The 14,234-nt window shown below is 71.2% G+C and carries 17 protein-coding genes; 11 read left to right on the top strand and 6 right to left on the bottom strand.

Features of this window, described 5'->3' with window-relative positions; translation table 11 throughout:
- The first annotated feature begins 4 nt into the window (after window positions 1-4).
- From MKD51_RS10115 to MKD51_RS10100, 4 genes are all read left to right on the top strand, one after another.
- Window positions 5-1,339, top strand: a complete 1,335-nt coding sequence (locus MKD51_RS10115) for an alpha-amylase family glycosyl hydrolase (RefSeq protein WP_240240172.1) — start codon at window positions 5-7, stop codon at window positions 1,337-1,339.
- Window positions 1,340-1,419: 80 nt separating this feature from the next.
- The gene (locus MKD51_RS10110; protein ID WP_240240171.1) at window positions 1,420-1,764 is read left to right on the top strand and encodes a cupin domain-containing protein; all 345 of its coding nucleotides are present in this window, start codon (window positions 1,420-1,422) and stop codon (window positions 1,762-1,764) included.
- On the top strand, window positions 1,761-2,558 hold the full coding sequence (locus MKD51_RS10105) for a DNA/RNA non-specific endonuclease (protein ID WP_240240169.1): 798 nt from the start codon (window positions 1,761-1,763) through the stop codon (window positions 2,556-2,558). The genes MKD51_RS10110 and MKD51_RS10105 overlap by 4 nt, the downstream gene beginning before the upstream one ends.
- A 97-nt stretch (window positions 2,559-2,655) precedes the next feature.
- Window positions 2,656-3,852, top strand: a complete 1,197-nt coding sequence (locus MKD51_RS10100; protein ID WP_240240168.1) for an MFS transporter — start codon at window positions 2,656-2,658, stop codon at window positions 3,850-3,852.
- 40 nt (window positions 3,853-3,892) lie between these two features.
- Here MKD51_RS10100 and MKD51_RS10095 read toward each other — a convergent pair whose 3' ends face one another.
- Genes MKD51_RS10095 through MKD51_RS10085 form a run of 3 tightly spaced genes read right to left on the bottom strand, consistent with a single transcriptional unit; the run spans window position 3,893 to window position 5,438 of the window.
- Complete coding sequence (locus MKD51_RS10095) at window positions 3,893-4,567, bottom strand: cation transporter (protein ID WP_240240167.1); 675 nt, start codon at window positions 4,565-4,567, stop codon at window positions 3,893-3,895.
- A complete protein-coding gene (locus MKD51_RS10090; RefSeq protein ID WP_240240166.1) occupies window positions 4,564-4,899 on the bottom strand; it encodes a metalloregulator ArsR/SmtB family transcription factor in 336 nt (111 codons plus the stop codon). Before MKD51_RS10090 ends, MKD51_RS10095 begins: the two co-directional genes overlap by 4 nt.
- A 53-nt stretch (window positions 4,900-4,952) precedes the next feature.
- Complete coding sequence (locus tag MKD51_RS10085) at window positions 4,953-5,438, bottom strand: plastocyanin/azurin family copper-binding protein (protein WP_240240165.1); 486 nt, start codon at window positions 5,436-5,438, stop codon at window positions 4,953-4,955.
- A 94-nt stretch (window positions 5,439-5,532) separates the two neighbouring features.
- Between MKD51_RS10085 and MKD51_RS10080 the strand changes: the two genes are divergently transcribed.
- Window positions 5,533-6,132 carry a dihydrofolate reductase family protein gene (locus MKD51_RS10080; protein ID WP_240240164.1) on the top strand — a complete coding sequence of 200 codons (600 nt, stop codon included), beginning with the start codon at window positions 5,533-5,535 and terminating at the stop codon, window positions 6,130-6,132.
- On the opposite strand, the gene MKD51_RS10075 is transcribed toward MKD51_RS10080, so the two are convergent.
- Window positions 6,125-6,598 carry a DUF5946 family protein gene (locus tag MKD51_RS10075; protein ID WP_240240163.1) on the bottom strand — a complete coding sequence of 158 codons (474 nt, stop codon included), beginning with the start codon at window positions 6,596-6,598 and terminating at the stop codon, window positions 6,125-6,127. The two genes, MKD51_RS10080 and MKD51_RS10075, sit on opposite strands and share 8 nt — an antisense overlap.
- Before the next feature lie 91 nt (window positions 6,599-6,689).
- Between MKD51_RS10075 and MKD51_RS10070 the strand changes: the two genes are divergently transcribed.
- On the top strand, window positions 6,690-7,550 hold the full coding sequence (locus tag MKD51_RS10070) for an SDR family NAD(P)-dependent oxidoreductase (protein ID WP_240240162.1): 861 nt from the start codon (window positions 6,690-6,692) through the stop codon (window positions 7,548-7,550).
- Between the two features lie 21 nt (window positions 7,551-7,571).
- Here MKD51_RS10070 and MKD51_RS10065 read toward each other — a convergent pair whose 3' ends face one another.
- Window positions 7,572-8,447, bottom strand: a complete 876-nt coding sequence (locus MKD51_RS10065) for an AraC family transcriptional regulator (protein ID WP_240240161.1) — start codon at window positions 8,445-8,447, stop codon at window positions 7,572-7,574.
- 148 nt (window positions 8,448-8,595) lie between these two features.
- The gene (locus tag MKD51_RS10060) at window positions 8,596-10,344 is read right to left on the bottom strand and encodes an FAD-binding protein (RefSeq protein ID WP_240240160.1); all 1,749 of its coding nucleotides are present in this window, start codon (window positions 10,342-10,344) and stop codon (window positions 8,596-8,598) included.
- Window positions 10,345-10,414: 70 nt separating this feature from the next.
- Here MKD51_RS10060 and MKD51_RS10055 point away from each other — a divergent pair, with 70 nt between their 5' ends.
- The 5 genes from MKD51_RS10055 (at window position 10,415) to MKD51_RS10035 (ending at window position 14,218) form a co-directional block, all read left to right on the top strand.
- Window positions 10,415-11,371, top strand: a complete 957-nt coding sequence (locus tag MKD51_RS10055; protein WP_240240159.1) for a LysR substrate-binding domain-containing protein — start codon at window positions 10,415-10,417, stop codon at window positions 11,369-11,371.
- Window positions 11,372-11,476: 105 nt separating this feature from the next.
- Window positions 11,477-12,124 carry a hypothetical protein gene (locus MKD51_RS10050; RefSeq protein WP_240240158.1) on the top strand — a complete coding sequence of 216 codons (648 nt, stop codon included), beginning with the start codon at window positions 11,477-11,479 and terminating at the stop codon, window positions 12,122-12,124.
- Window positions 12,125-12,157: 33 nt separating this feature from the next.
- Complete coding sequence (locus MKD51_RS10045) at window positions 12,158-12,772, top strand: GNAT family N-acetyltransferase (protein WP_240240157.1); 615 nt, start codon at window positions 12,158-12,160, stop codon at window positions 12,770-12,772.
- Between the two features lie 70 nt (window positions 12,773-12,842).
- Entirely contained in the window at window positions 12,843-13,550 is a 708-nt protein-coding gene (locus tag MKD51_RS10040) for a 4a-hydroxytetrahydrobiopterin dehydratase (protein WP_240240156.1), read from the top strand.
- 26 nt (window positions 13,551-13,576) lie between these two features.
- Window positions 13,577-14,218, top strand: a complete 642-nt coding sequence (locus MKD51_RS10035; protein ID WP_240240155.1) for a hypothetical protein — start codon at window positions 13,577-13,579, stop codon at window positions 14,216-14,218.
- Window positions 14,219-14,234: the final 16 nt, after the last annotated feature.

Genomic DNA, 14,234 nt, shown 5'->3' with positions numbered 1-14,234 from the left:
TGCCATGGGTGATGACACGAACGGTGGCGAGCACTGGTCCGCGAGTGCGATGTGGTGGCACGTCTACCCGCTGGGCTTCACGGGGGCGCCGATCCGCGACCGGGCCGAATCCGGAGACAGCGCCGTCGTGCATCGACTGCCGCACATCGAGGCATGGCTCGACCACGTGATCGAGCTCGGCCTCAACGGCATCGCGCTCGGCCCGGTGTTCGCCAGCAGCACGCACGGCTACGACACCATCGACCACCTGGCGCTCGACCCGCGGCTCGGCGACGACGCCGACTTCGGCCGCCTCATCACCGCGGCGCACGAGCGCGGCATCCGCGTGCTGCTCGACGGCGTCTTCAACCACGTCGGCAGCGAGCATCCCGCCTTCCTCGCTGCCCAGGCAGACCCGTCGGCTCCCGAGGCCGCGCTCTTCCGCCTGGGCGAAGGTGGCGAGGCCGAGGTCTTCGAGGGCCACGGCGGCCTGGTGGAGCTCGATCACGACTCGCCAGCGGTCGAGCAGCTCGTGGTCGACGTGATGGGCCATTGGCTCGCCCGCGGCGCCGACGGCTGGCGGCTCGACGCCGCATACGCCGTGCCGAGCGCCTTCTGGGCGAAGGTGCTGCCGCGCGTGCGCGAGCAGCATCCGGACGCCTGGTTCCTCGGCGAGGTGATCCACGGCGACTACGCCGAGATCGTGCGCGAGTCGACCATGGACGCCGTGACGCAGTACGAGCTCTGGCAGGGCATCTGGCACAGCATCGCCGAGCGCAACCTGTTCGAGCTCGAGCACGCCATCGGGCGCGGCAACGAGCTGCTGCGCGACTTCGTGCCCTACACCTTCGTCGGCAACCACGACGTGACGCGCATCGCCTCCGCCGTCGGCACCGACTTCGTGCCCCACGCGCTCGCAGTGCTCTGCACGGTCGCCGGCACTCCCGCGATCTTCGCCGGCGACGAGTTCGGCTGGCAGGCACTCAAGGAGGAGCGCGAGGGTGGCGACGACGCGATCCGGCCCGAGTTCCCTGCCGACCCGCCCGCGCCCGACACCCTCGACCCATCCGCTCGTCACGTCCTCGACGTGCATCGCGAGCTGCTGGCGCTGCGCAGGCGCAACCCGTGGCTGACGCGCGCGCACACCGATGCCGTGCACGTCGCGAACGGTGCCCTGGTGCTGCGCACGGCGATCGGCGATGCCGGGCTGGTCACCGCGCTCAACCTCGACGACGAGCCGGTCACGGTGCCGGCGGCGGATGCGTCCGCGGTCGTCGCGGGGGCGTGCGAACTGGGCGATGGCGAGCTCACGCTGCCGCCGCGCGGCTGGGCGGTGCTCGAGGTCGTGCTGCACGACTGAGCTCGACCTCACCCGACGCTGCTCCCGGGGAGCCTGCCACGCCCACCGGGGCGTCACCGGCGGCCACTAGTCTCGGCGCCATGCTGGGCTACATCCTCGAACGAGACGACGGGCGCGACGACGGCGACGACTGGGCGCAGAACTACGAGCGGCTGCCGGGTGCGGCGGGCGTCTCGGTCATCCTCGAGTCGACCACCGAGCCGGGCGTCGGCCCACGGCTGCATCGCCACCCCTACGCAGAGACGTTCTTCATCCGGCGTGGCTGGGCCACGTTCACGATCGGCGAAGTGACGACGGATGCGCACGCGGGCCAGGTGCTGATCGTGCCGGCCGGGGTCGCGCACACCTTCCGCACCGGGCCGGCGGGCTACGAGGCCGTGCACATCCACGCGGCCGAGGCGTTCGAGACGGAGTGGCTCGAATGAGCGCGGCGCGGGCGCGCGGTGCGCTCGGCTACGACCCCGCCTTCCTCGGCGAGCAGGTGGCAGCGCCGACCCCGGTGCGCGACGCCGATGCGCCCGTGCTCGACTCCATGCACTTCACCGTGACGATGCACACCGAGCGCCGACTCGCCTGGTCGGTCGCCTGGAACGTCGACGGCCTGCGTTTCTTCCCCAACATCCCGCGCGCCCGCCGCTTCTTCGCCGACGACCGACTGCCGCTCGACGAGCAGACGACCGAGGCGGTCTACGCCGACAACGACCTCGACCGCGGTCACCTGGCGCGCCGCGCCGATCTGCTCTGGGGCACGCTCGCCGACGCGAAGCAGGCCAACCTCGACTCCTTCTGCTTCACGAACATCTCGCCGCAGATGGCCGGCTTCAACCAGTCGAGCCGCGGCGGCGTGTGGGGCGAGCTCGAAGACGGCGTGCTCGACATGGAGGAGCTCGTCGACCGCCGGATCAGCGTCTTCGGCGGCCCTGTGCTTGCCGACGACGATCCGCACTACCGAGACCTCGTGCAGGTGCCGCGCGATCACTGGAAGGCGGTCGTCTACCGGGTGGGGGATGCGCTGCGGTCGAAGGCGTTCCTGCTCACGCAGGATCTCGACGGGCTCCGCACGGCCTACCTCGACGCGTTCGACACGTTCGAGCTCAGCCTCGACGACCTCGCCGCACGCACGGGGCTCGACTTCGCAGGGCTCCCGGGCGCGGCCGAGGCTTCGGCGCGCGAGCAGGCGCCCCGCAGGATCGAGAGGCTCGCGGCGATCCGGTGGTGAGCGGGCTCGCGCACGCGCTCGCCCCGCAGCCGACCATGTCTGACATCCTGCGACCAGTGGGCGAGACTGGGGGCATGCACCCCCGACGGCCCCGCTCGTGACCCGCGCTCGACGCAGGTACGCGTTCGTCGTCGCGACCGTCGCGCTGCTGCTCGTCTTCGTGTCCTCGGGCAGCCCCATCCCGCAGTTGAACGGCTATCGCGACACGGGCATGGCCGACTCGACGATCGCGGCGGCCGCCGTCGTCTACCTGCTCGCCGCCGCGGTCGCGCTGCTGGTGCTCGGGCGGCTCGCCGACCATCTCGGCCGCAAGCCCGTGGCGATCACCGCGCTGCTGCTGTCGGCCGCTGGCGTGCTCGTGCTCATGACCGTCGGCGAGGAGTGGCAGCTGCTCACCGGCCGTCTGCTGCAGGGCATCGCGTGCGGCATCGCGACCGGCAGCCTCGGCGCGATCATCGTCGACGCCGCGCCCGCGCAGCCGCGCTGGCTCGCGCCGCTCGTGACGGGCAACGTGCCTGCGCTCGGTGGCCCGGTCGGTGCGCTCGCCGCGAGCGTGCTGGTCGACTTCGGGCCGGCGCCGCAGGTGCTGCCCTACGCGATCATCGCGGCGCTGCTCGCCAGCGCTGCCGTGCTCGTCGGGCTCGCGCACGAGACGGGGGAGCGCAGGCCGGGCGCGCTCAGCTCGCTCGTGCCGAAGCTGGTGGTCCCGCAGGACGCAGGCCTGATCGTGCTCGCCGCCGGTGCAGCGATCGGCTCGACCTGGTCGATGGGCTCGTTCTTCCAGGCCTTCGGCCCCTCGGTCGCCGTCGAGCAGTTCGGCACGAACAGCGCCGTGGTCGTCGGGCTGGTCTTCGCCGCCGGCATCCTGCCCGCTGCGCTCGGAGGCCCGATCGCGGGTCGGGGGCGGGTCGCCCCGACGCTCGTCATCGGCCTGGCGATCTTCACTGCCGCCATCGCCGGCATCGTGGCGTCGGTCGGGCTCGGCTCCGTGCCGGGCTACTTCGTCGCCGCCCTCATCTCCGGCGTCGCCGCCGGGGCGATCGCGACTGCGGCCAACCGACTGGTGCTGCCGACCGCGGCCCCGCATCAGCGAGCGGGCCTGCTCTCGACGATGTACCTGATCTCGTACGCCTCTGCCGCGATCCCCGGCCTCGCGGCGAGCGCCGTCGCCGACATCTTCACCGTCACGCAGGTCGCCGTCGGCCACGGCATCGTCGTCGTCGGGGCAGCGGCGCTCTCGCTGATCGCACTCGCCTTCCTCATGCGGCGAGGCCTGCACGGCCTCAGTCGGTGACGAGAGTCAGCACCGTTCGCAGCTCAGCACCGTTCGCCGGTCAGCAGCAGTCGCAGGCGTCGTCGTTCTCGCTCGTGAGCGACGAGATCGGCTGCTTGCAGGCATCGCCGCGCCACGCCTCCAACCCCTCTCGCACCGCGAAGCCCGCGATCACCAGGGCGGCCACCGCATCCGCCCATGCCCACCCGAACGTGCTGTGCAGCACGAGGCCCACGAGCACGGCGGCCGACAGCATGGCGCAGAGGAGGGTCTGCTTCGAGTCGGCGATCGCCGATGCCGAGCCGAGCTCCGTGCCCGTGCGGCGCTCAAACCAGGAGAAGGCCGGCATGATGGCCACGCTGACGGCGGCGAGCACGATGCCGACGGGCGAGTGGTCGGGCGCGGTGACGCCGAGCAGCGCGCGCCCGGCCTCGATCGTGACGACGAGCGCGAGACCGAAGAACGAGAGCGCGATGACGCGCAGCGCGATGCGTTCTCGTCGCTGGGGATCGGGCGCCGCGAACTGCCACGCGACGGCCGCGGCGGAGAGCACCTCGACGATCGAGTCGAGCCCGAAGCCGATCAGCGCAGCGGATGACGCCGCGGCGCCGGCCGAGAGCGCGATGATCGCCTCGATGACGTTGTAGCCGATGGTGGCGCCGACGATCCAGCGGATTCGGCGCTGCAGCACCCTTCTGCGCTCGGGCGTGACGGTGGAGGTGCTCGTGCTGCTCATGCGCAGGTGCAGTCATCGCGCGAGCAGCACGCGGGATCGACGGTGAGCACGAGCTGCATGAGGTCGTTGAGCGCAGGTGCGAGGCTCGGATCGGCGAGGCGGTAGCTCGTGGTGCGGCCAGCGCGCTCAGTCTCCACGAGTCCGCAGCCCCGCAGGCATGCGAGGTGGTTGGACATCACCTGGCGGCTGACGCCGAGCTCATCGGCGAGGTGCGACGGCTGCGCGCTGTCGTCGCGCAGGGCCAGCAGGATGCGCGCGCGAGTCGGGTCGGAGAGCGCGAAGCCGAGACGTGCGAGCGCATCGGTGTGCGTGAGCGTCGTGGGGGAGGCCATCCTGCGATAGTACATAGATGCCTGTACTGTCGCGAGAGCGACGCCCGGGTGGGTTAGCCGGTGACCTCGAGCTGGCCGCTCATGGTGCTCACGTGCGGGTCGCAGACGAATTCGTACGTGCCGGCCACGAGCGTGATCTCGACCGTCGTCTCATCCGTGCCCGCAACATCCGTCGCCTCGTCGACGCCTTCGCCGGTGAGGCGGAAGTTGTGCATCTGCGACTGATCGGCGAACGTGAGCGTGTAGTCGCCCGCGGGGAGCGAGGTGACCGGATTCCCGTCACCGTCGAGCAGCGCGATCTCGTAGGCCTCGGGGTCGTCGGCGGTGCCGACCATGCCGATGAGCTCGCCGGCCGCCGTTGCAGGGTCGTCGGACTCGTCGGACTCGCCGGAGTCTTCGCCGGCATCGGTGGTGTCGGCGGGCGCCTCGTCGACCGGCTGCGTGTCGGCTGGTGCCTCGGGCTCGGCGCCCGCGCATCCCGTGAGGACGAGGCCTGCGATGAGGAGGGCGGCGGCGATGGCCGGTCGGGTGCGTGACATGCGGCTGAGTGTAGCCCCGCGCCTCCGGCTGCAGATGCTCCATTGCCTATGGACTTGCCCCAGCCGATACTGACGTCGACGAAGGGATGATGCGATGGGTGAGCTGCACGTCAACATGATCATCACGCTCGACGGCGTGATCCAGGCCAACGGCGGTGCGAACGAGCATGACGGCGACTACCCCTATGCCGGCTGGGAGGTGCCGTACTGGGATGACGAGGCGGGCGCGCAGATGGACGCCGACGTGCAGGAGAACGACGCCATGCTGCTCGGCCACACGACGTACGAGATCTTCCGCGGCTTCTGGCCCGGCAACACGACGGTGATCGGGCGCAACTTCGACCGGGTGCCGAAGTATGTGGCCTCGCGCGGCACGCCCGCACTCACCTGGGAGCACAGCGAGCAGGTCAGGGATGCGGCGGCCGAGGTGCCGGCGCTGCGCGAGCGGCATCGCCTGATCCATACCTGGGGGAGCGGCGCGCTGCTGCAGACCCTGTTCGCGGAGCGGCTGGTCGACCGGCTGAACCTGTGGGTGTGCCCCATCGTGCTCGGCACCGGCAAGCGCATCTGGCCGGAGGGCACGCCGCCCGCCCGCTTCGAGCTCATCGAACCCCCGACGCCCTACCCGGCGGGTGTCACGCGGATGCTGTACCGACGACTCGAGGGCGAGCCGCAGACGGCGTCGTTCAGCTGAGCGTCGCGGCGTCGACGTCGGCGAGGGCCGCGGCCGCCCAGCGCTCGACAGCTTCGGGGTAGGCCGAGTCGGGCTGCGAGGCCACGTCGCGGGCGGTGATCGACCACGCGGTCGGCCACCGCGGGTCGATGTGCGAGCGATCGCCCTCCGGGGCAGCGCTGGAGACCCGCCGCGATCCCTTGGCGAAGTCTCCGGCGCGGCGTCGCAGTCGATCGGTCGTCGTGCCCGTGGGCTCGAGCATCTCGCGGACACCCGTGCGCAGCCAGTCCACCGACTCGCGCGTCAGCCGCGACGGATGCTGCAGCTGGTAGGTCGCCACGGCGAAGAAGTGCGCGCGCTTGCCCACCGCTGGCCCGAGCCCCGGCAGCACGCGGCTCTCGATCTCGAGCAGCTCGTGGAGGCGGCTCCAGCACTCGCTGCTCGCGGGCAGCGTGGTGCCGCACTCAGGACAGGGTTCGACGGTCACGTTCCTCCGCACGCACGGTGATCGATCGCGAGCGCGACGCCGATCGGCGCGCTCAGCCGCCCAGGATAGCGAGCGCGCTAGGTTGCCGGTGATGAGCGATCCGATCGCGGCGCAGCCGCACGAGCGAGCACGCACCGTCGTGATCACCGGCGCCAGCGACGGCATCGGCGCCGCGGCGAGCGAACAGCTCGCGAGCGCGGGGGATCGGATCGTCGTCATCGGCCGGTCGCCCGAGAAGACCAGAGCGGTCGCGCGGCGGATCGGCGCGGAGCATCATGTCGCGGACTTCGCGCGGCTCAGTGAGGTGCGCGAGCTCGCGAGCACGCTGCTGGCCGAGTGCGAGCACATCGACGTGCTCGCGAACAACGCCGGCGGCCTCTTCTCGGGCCCGATCCGCACCGACGACGGCTTCGAACGAACCTTCCAGGTCAATCACCTCGCGCCAGTGCTGCTGACCAACCTGCTGCTCGACCGACTCATCGCGAGCAGGGCATCCGTCGTCAACACGAGCAGCGCAGCAGCACGGCTGTTCGGGCACGTCGACCTCGACGACCTCGACGGCTGGAAGGGGTTCTCGCCCAATCGTGCCTACGGCAACGCGAAGCTGGCCAACGTGCTCTTCGCGAAGGGCCTGCACGAGCGGTTCCACGCCCAGGGTCTGTCTGCGGTGGCGTTCCACCCCGGCGTGGTCGCCACGAGCTTCGCGTCCGACACGACGAGCCCGCTCCGACGCCTGTACTTCGGCGCGCTCAGACGGTTCCTGACCTCGCCCGAGGGTGGGGGAGCGGCGCTGTCGTACTTCATCGCGGGAGCGCCCGGCGAAGCCTGGCAGTCGGGAGAGTACTACCGCTCGCCGGGCCGCATCGGGCGCACCAACCCGCAGGCCTCCGACCCCGAGCTGGTGCGCAGCCACTGGGAGCAGAGCGCGCGCATGCTCGGCATCACCTGGTGACGGGCCCGGTGTCGAGCAACGTCAGCTCGCCTCACGCTCCACCGGCAGCCACAGCTCGCACGTCGCCGTGCTGAAGTCTGCGGCCCGGTCGAGCACGGCCACGATCGAGGGACCGGGTCGCAGCCGCCACGGGTTCGAGGGGAACCAGTCGGTGGCGGTCGCCGCCCACGTCGTCTGCAGCGCGGCGGGGTAGGCACCCTGGATGCGGAACACCGCCCAGGTGCCCGCGGGCACCTCGATCGCATCGAGATCCGAAGGAGCAGGCGTCCCCTCGGTGATCGCGACGCCGTGCAGGTAGGTGAGCTCGCTGCCCTCGGTGCTGTCGGGATCGACATCATCGCTGACCTGGAGCAGGCCCGCCGGCTCGGTGTCGCTCAACGCCTTGAGGCGGTCGTGCTCCGACACCGGCAATGCCGCGATGTGTGCCTGGATGTGGGGGTTGGCGCCTTCGTAGATGAGCGGCACGCGAGCGGCGTGGCCGATGAGGCGGAAGGTCGGTCGATCTGCGATGCGGGTGTCCATCGGGGAGTTCCCTTCTACGGTCAGGCGGAACCTGAGCTGCGGTTGTGTGCGAAGGGGGCCGCCGGCTCGGCGCGCGTCGCCGGGGCTGACGCCGTGCACCGCCCGGAACGCTCGTCCGAACGCCTCGGTGGAGCCGTAGCCGTAGCGCACCGCGATGCCGAGCAGCTCGGCATCGCCCGTGAGCACCTCGGCCGCCGCGACGGTCATGCGGCGGCGACGGATGTACTCCGACAGCGGCATGCCCGACAGCGACGAGAACATCCGACGGAGGTGGTACTCCGTCGTGCCGAGCTCGCTCGTCAGTGCCGCGACGTCGATCTCCTCGGTGAGGTGATCGTCGATGAAGCCGACGACCCGATTGAGCGCTGCGATCACGGTGCTCCCTTCCACATCCACTGTGTCCGTCGGCCCAGCCTTGCACCCGACGATCGCGGTTCGATGCGATCGGATGCATGGACGATCACGGATGCGCGGGAGCCGGCAGCTGGGTGCAGGAACGGCAGGAGCCGGCCCGCCCGCCCGCCTACTCGACGAGCTTGCCGGCCACGGCGTCGTCGGCGTGGGCCGATGCGAGCTCGCGGAAGCTCTCGGGCGCGGGGGCGAGCGGCTCGAAGCTGATGCCCTCGCCCGGCGACCAGACGAAGTTGCCCTGCATGGCGGGATCCGTCTCGGGGAAGTCAGCGCGGTTGTGGCAGCCACGGCTCTCGCGTCGCGCCAGCGCGCTCTCGAGCGTGGCCCTGGCCGCCAGCAGCGATCCGAGCAGGTCGTAGGCATGGGCCAGGTCGTCGAACCCGGCGATGTCCGGATGCGCGGTGACGCGCTCGGCGCGTGCCTCAAGCTCGGCCAGCGAGCGCAGCCCTTCCTCGAGGCCCTCCGCGGTGCGGACGACGCCGGCGTGCTCGCTCATCACGTTGCGAACCTCGCGCTGCAGGCGACGGGCCGACTCGGTGCCGCGCTCTTGCAGCAGCGACTGCATCTCGTCGCGGGCGGCAGCGACTGCGGCTGGGTCGCGGCGCACCTCGGTGCGGGAGCTCGCGTAGGCGGCGGCGTGCTCGCCGGTGATGCGCCCGTAGACCAGCAGCTCGATGAGCGAGTTGCCGCCCAGGCGGTTCGCGCCGTGCAGACCGGAGGAGGCCTCGCCGATCGCGTAGAGCCCATCGACGCCCGTGCCGTGGTCGTCGGGGGAGACCCAGATGCCGCCCATGGAGTAGTGGGCGGTCGGCGCGATCTCCATCTTGGTGGTGGTGATGTCGAGCATCTGCAGGTCGATGAGCGTGCGGTAGACCCGCGGCAGCTGCTGCAGGATCTGCTCGCGCGGCAGGTGCGAGACATCGAGGAAGACCCCGCCCTTCTCCGTGCCGCGCCCCTCGGCGATCTCGGTGAAGCCTGCGAGCGCCACCCGGTCGCGGGTGGAGAGCTCCATGCGCTCGGGGTCGTAGCGCTCCATGTAGCGCTCGCCGAGCGCGTTCGTGAGGATCCCGCCTTCACCGCGTGCGGCCTCCGACACCAGCGTGCCGGCGGCGTCGTCGGGCTCCAGCAGTCCGGAGGGGTGGAACTGCACGAGCTCGGCGTCGCGGATCCGCGCGCCCGCCAGCGCGGCCAGCCGGAAGGCGTCGCCGGTGTTCTCGTCGCGACGGGAGGACGTGTGCCGCCAGATGCGGGTGTGGCCGCCGGCCGCGAGGATGACGGCGTCGGCGTGGATCTGCAAGGGCGTGCCGTCGACGATGTCGAAGCCGTATGCGCCGAAGACGGTGCCGTCGGCGACGAGCAGGCGGGTGATGTAGATCGTGTCGACGATCTCCACGTGCAGTGCCGCCGCACGGCGCATGAGCGTGCGCTGCAGCTCGAGCCCGGTGTAGTCGCCCGCGTAGGCGGTGCGCCGGTAGGTATGGGCGCCGAAGAAGCGCTGCGAGATGCGGCCGTCGTCCTCGCGGGCGAACGGCATGCCCCACTCCTCGAGCTCCTCGATGCCGCGGGCGGCGCCCTTCGCCACCGTCTCGACGATGGCGGGTTCGGCCAGGAAGTACGACTCTCGCAGGGTGTCGGCCGCGTGCTGCTGCCAGGTGTCTTCGGGGTCCATGGTCGCGAGCGCAGCGTTGATGCCGCCTGCCGCCAGTGTCGTGTGGGCGTCGTGCTTGCGGCGCTTGCCCACCGCGAGCACCTGCACGCCGCGCTGCGCCAGCTCGATCGAGGCGCGCAGCCCGGCGCCGCCGGTGCCGATGACGAGGACGGAGGTGGACAGGAGACGCTCGGATGCGTGCGGTGCGGTCATGGTGCCAACGTACGGACGCGCTCACCATGCGTCCAATGCATTGTCTGACTGAACGCGATGTCGATACTGTATGGCCATGAAGCTCGACCAGCTGCGCTCCTTCGAGGCCGTCGCCCGCATCGGCAACTTCACCCGCGCCGCCGACGAGCTCTTCGTCGCGCAGCCGTCGCTGAGCCGCCAGATCGGTGCGCTCGAGACCGAGCTCGGCACCGAGCTGTTCCGCCGCGCGCCGGCCGGGGTGACGCTGACAGCAGCGGGGGAGGTGCTGCTGCCGATCGCGCGGCGCATGCTCGGTGACGCGCGCACCGCTCGCGAGCAGCTCGACGAGCTCGCCGGCCTCCGCCGCGGACGGGTGCGCCTGGGCGCCCCGCCGACGCTGTGCGTGTCGCTGGTGGCCGACGTGGTCGCGGCCTACCGTGCCGCGCATCCGGGTGTCGAGCTGCACATCACCGAGGGCGGCTCCCGCTTCCTGGTGGATGCGCTGAACGAGGGGGCGCTGGACCTTGCGCTCGTGGTGGCGCGCGGGGCCCAGCCGACCGCACCGGCGACCGAGCTCATCCCACTCCTGTCTGAGGAGCTCGTGGTGGTCTCGGCCTCCGGCGCGGAGGCGCGGGGCGACTCCCTGCAGCACCAGTGCACGCTGGCGCAGCTGGCGCGCATGCCGCAGGTGGCGTTCAGCCGCAGCTATGACCTGCGCGTCGCGACGGATGCCGCGTTCGCCGCCGCCGGGCTGACGCCGACGATCGCGGTCGAGGGCGCCGAGATGGATGCGGTGCTGCGCTTCGTCGAGCGCGGGATCGGCGTCGCGGTGGTGCCGGCGATGGTCGTCATCGACCGGCCGCGGCTGCGGAGCACCAGGCTCGTGCGTCCGCAGCTGAGGCGCACGGTCAACCTGGCGCGACGCACCGACGTCGGGCCCTCTGCGGCAGCGGCCGCCATGCAGCAGATCGTCTTCGAGACGGTCGACCGGCTCGCGGCGCCCGGCACCGACCTGGCGCAGCGCGTCACGGTGGCGTCGCATCCGTAGGTCGATGCCGCTCGCCTGAGCCAACTGGATCGCCGCGCAACAGATTCTCCACAGCAGGGGGAGTGCCCGGCGACGCGTGCGGGGATGCTGGCCCACACTCGCCGCATGACAATCGCCAACGAGACCGCACGCGACGACGAACGGCCGGAGGGCACTCCCTTCCGGCATCGACAGCTCTGGACGGAGGAGGACTTCGTCGGCATCATGCAGGGGTGCCGAGACGGCTGCGCTGCCGAGCAGATCGCTGCTCGCATCGGACGCACCGTGGCGGGGATGCGGAGTCAGCTGCGTCGTCTCCTCCCTCTGGATGAGCGCCACCTGCCAGCAGAGCTGGTGCTCCCGCGACTCCGACAGCTCGATGTCGACGGCGACTACGACTGGCTCGCCGCGATGGCGCAGCGCACCATCTCGCCGTGGGAGCGGCAGGCGCAGGCGAGGGAAGAGCAGGATGCTCGAGGGTTCGGCGCGTTGACCGACGAAGAGGTGCTCGAGATCGCCCTGGCGATCGTGCACAGCGCGGTCACGGCGCCCGCAGTCGTCACGCGGCCGATCTCCGGCGAGGTCCGCAGCCGGGGGCTCTCGTCGCTGCTCACTCGCCGCGCCACGATCGCAGCCGACTCGGCCGCAGACCGGCTGCTGGGTCGCACGCCATCGCACTGGTCGGATGAGGCCGCCTACGCGTGGGCATCGCAGACACCGGAGCGCGACGGCCGGTGGGACGAGAGCGACGCGGTGGCGGACTGGAGGGGCTGAGCCGGGCTCGATGGGCGGTGTACCGTCCTTGGCATGACGACCGAGGACCCCGGCGCGACGGAGATCAAGCCGCTCACCGAGGAGACCTGGGGGCTGTTCGAAGCCCTCGTCGAGCGACACAACGGCATCTTCGGCGGATGCTGGTGCACGTACTTCCATCCCGTCTGCGAGGAGCGTGACCGCAGCTACGAGGGCAACCGGGCGTTCAAGCGGCGGCTGATGGCAGACGGCGTCGCGCACGCCGCGCTCGTCGTCCGCGTCGGCGACGACGGCGAGGAGGCGATCGCCTGGGCGGAGTACGGCACGCCGGAGGACCTGCCCAACCTCCACCACCGGAAGCAGTACCTGGCCGAACTGGCGGCGTCGGAGGAGGCCGAGCCGCACTTTCGCATCACCTGCATCTTCGTCGACAAGCGCTTCCGCCAGCACGGACTGGTGACCGTCGCGCTGCACGGCGCGCTCAGCCTGATCGCACAGGCAGGCGGTGGCGTGGTGGAGGGCTACCCGCACATCCCGGGGGAGAAGCGGCTCTCGTCGTCGTTCCTCTACAACGGCACCCGGGCCGTGTACGAGCGCGCCGGCTTCGACTTCATCCGACCGAAGGGCCTGAAGAACACGGTGATGCGCCGCATCGTCGAACCGGCTTGACCCGGCGGCGGTGATGCTGGCAGTGGCGATGCTGGCGGTGCGCGCCGTATCGCGGATAGGTTCCCGTTCCATGGACATGCTGAGTGGCGATCGGATCGCCGCGGCCAACCTGACGGACTGGCGCAAGCTGGCGCAGGGACTGCACGCCCGCTACCTGGTCGACGACTTCGCCGCTGGCGCGCGGTTCGTCGTTGCGGTGGGTGAGGCGGGCGACGCGCTCGACCATCACCCTCGCGTCTCGCTCGGCAGGGGGTGCGTCGACCTCAAGCTGGTCAGCGACGATGCCATCTACCGCGACAACGAAGGCACCGAGCACGTCGTCGAATGGGTGACCCAGCAGGACCTCGACCTCGCGCGGCAGATCACGGAGATCGCCGCCGACCACACCCTCGTCGCCGATGCGGCTTCGGTGAGCGAGATCGAGCTCGGGCTCGACACGACGCGCTCCGCGACCATCGCCCCCGTGTGGGCCGCCCTGTTGACCGGAAGCCCCGAGTCGCAGGGCCGAGGGTCGCCCAGCGACGAGATCCGCGACGCCACGGGCCGGGTTCCGAATCTCTGGTTCGGGGACGCCGACGAGCACGACGCCCCGCGTCAGCGGTTCCATGTCGAGGTCTACCTCGCACCCGAGGCGCTCGGGGAACGTATCGCCGCTGCGCTTGCCGCGGGCGGGACCATCGTCGACGACAGCGGCGTGCCTGGGCTCACGGTCATCGCCGACCAGGACGGCAACAGGGGAGTGGTCTGCGTCGACGTGTCGGCTGCGAGCCAGGCATGAGCCGGCCGCCCCAGGTGACTGGGCGGATGACGAAGGGTGAAGCCATGCGGCGATCAGGCGTCCTCATCCTCGGGTTCGTGCTGGCCGCCGCACTCACCGGCTGCGCCACGGGAGGCGCGGGCGCGTCGGTCTCAGCTCCTCCGGCGCCGACGGTCGATGAGGTCGGTGCCGATGCAACAGCATCGGAGCCCAACCCGGTGGCTCCCGCCGCGATGCCCCCTGCGGATGCGGCGGGGCAGGCGCGTGCTGACGCTTGGCTCCAAGCCGTCCAGCTGCCGCCGGGCGCCGTGCGCGAGGAGGGGCTACCCACCGGACCGACGGCGCTCGTGGGTTCGCACTCCGCCTGGTGGTGCGAACCGATGGGGTTGGCGACCGGCTACTGGGCGATCCCCGACACGACGGTCGCCGAGGCTGCCAACTGGCTGATGCTGCATCCGGTCGACGGTCTCCTCGTTCCGGTCGCCGTCCCGATCGAGGAGAGTGCTCTGATCGACGCGACCACGATTGGGAACGTGCCGGATCTGGATGCGCTGGAGGGCATCGCGATCACGGTCGCGCGCGCAGACGAGGGTGTCGTGGTCCGCGCTGAGGTGGGAGCATTCGGTGACACGACTGTCTGCCCGACGCCGCCGCCCGGCGTCGCATTCGGCGGGCCTGGACAGGGCTGAACATGCCGCTCGCGGG

It is taken from the genome of Agrococcus sp. ARC_14 (genome assembly GCF_022436485.1).
GTDB lineage: Bacteria > Actinomycetota > Actinomycetes > Actinomycetales > Microbacteriaceae > Agrococcus.
Note: the sequence above shows the minus strand (reverse complement) of the source record. Positions and strands in the feature narration are given on the sequence as shown.

Bases quoted from the DNA above. Each gene is read 5' to 3' on its own strand.
- MKD51_RS10115 (WP_240240172.1), top strand. From the start codon at position 5: ATGGGTGATGACACGAACGGTGGCGAGCACTGGTCCGCGAGTGCGATG.
- MKD51_RS10110 (WP_240240171.1), top strand. From the start codon at position 1,420: ATGCTGGGCTACATCCTCGAACGAGACGACGGGCGCGACGACGGCGAC.
- MKD51_RS10105 (WP_240240169.1), top strand. From the start codon at position 1,761: ATGAGCGCGGCGCGGGCGCGCGGTGCGCTCGGCTACGACCCCGCCTTC.
- MKD51_RS10095 (WP_240240167.1), bottom strand. From the start codon at position 4,567: ATGAGCAGCACGAGCACCTCCACCGTCACGCCCGAGCGCAGAAGGGTG.
- MKD51_RS10090 (WP_240240166.1), bottom strand. From the start codon at position 4,899: ATGGCCTCCCCCACGACGCTCACGCACACCGATGCGCTCGCACGTCTC.
- MKD51_RS10085 (WP_240240165.1), bottom strand. From the start codon at position 5,438: ATGTCACGCACCCGACCGGCCATCGCCGCCGCCCTCCTCATCGCAGGC.
- MKD51_RS10080 (WP_240240164.1), top strand. From the start codon at position 5,533: ATGGGTGAGCTGCACGTCAACATGATCATCACGCTCGACGGCGTGATC.
- MKD51_RS10070 (WP_240240162.1), top strand. From the start codon at position 6,690: ATGAGCGATCCGATCGCGGCGCAGCCGCACGAGCGAGCACGCACCGTC.
- MKD51_RS10060 (WP_240240160.1), bottom strand. From the start codon at position 10,344: ATGACCGCACCGCACGCATCCGAGCGTCTCCTGTCCACCTCCGTCCTC.
- MKD51_RS10055 (WP_240240159.1), top strand. From the start codon at position 10,415: ATGGCCATGAAGCTCGACCAGCTGCGCTCCTTCGAGGCCGTCGCCCGC.
- MKD51_RS10050 (WP_240240158.1), top strand. From the start codon at position 11,477: ATGACAATCGCCAACGAGACCGCACGCGACGACGAACGGCCGGAGGGC.
- MKD51_RS10045 (WP_240240157.1), top strand. From the start codon at position 12,158: ATGACGACCGAGGACCCCGGCGCGACGGAGATCAAGCCGCTCACCGAG.
- MKD51_RS10040 (WP_240240156.1), top strand. From the start codon at position 12,843: ATGGACATGCTGAGTGGCGATCGGATCGCCGCGGCCAACCTGACGGAC.
- MKD51_RS10035 (WP_240240155.1), top strand. From the start codon at position 13,577: ATGACGAAGGGTGAAGCCATGCGGCGATCAGGCGTCCTCATCCTCGGG.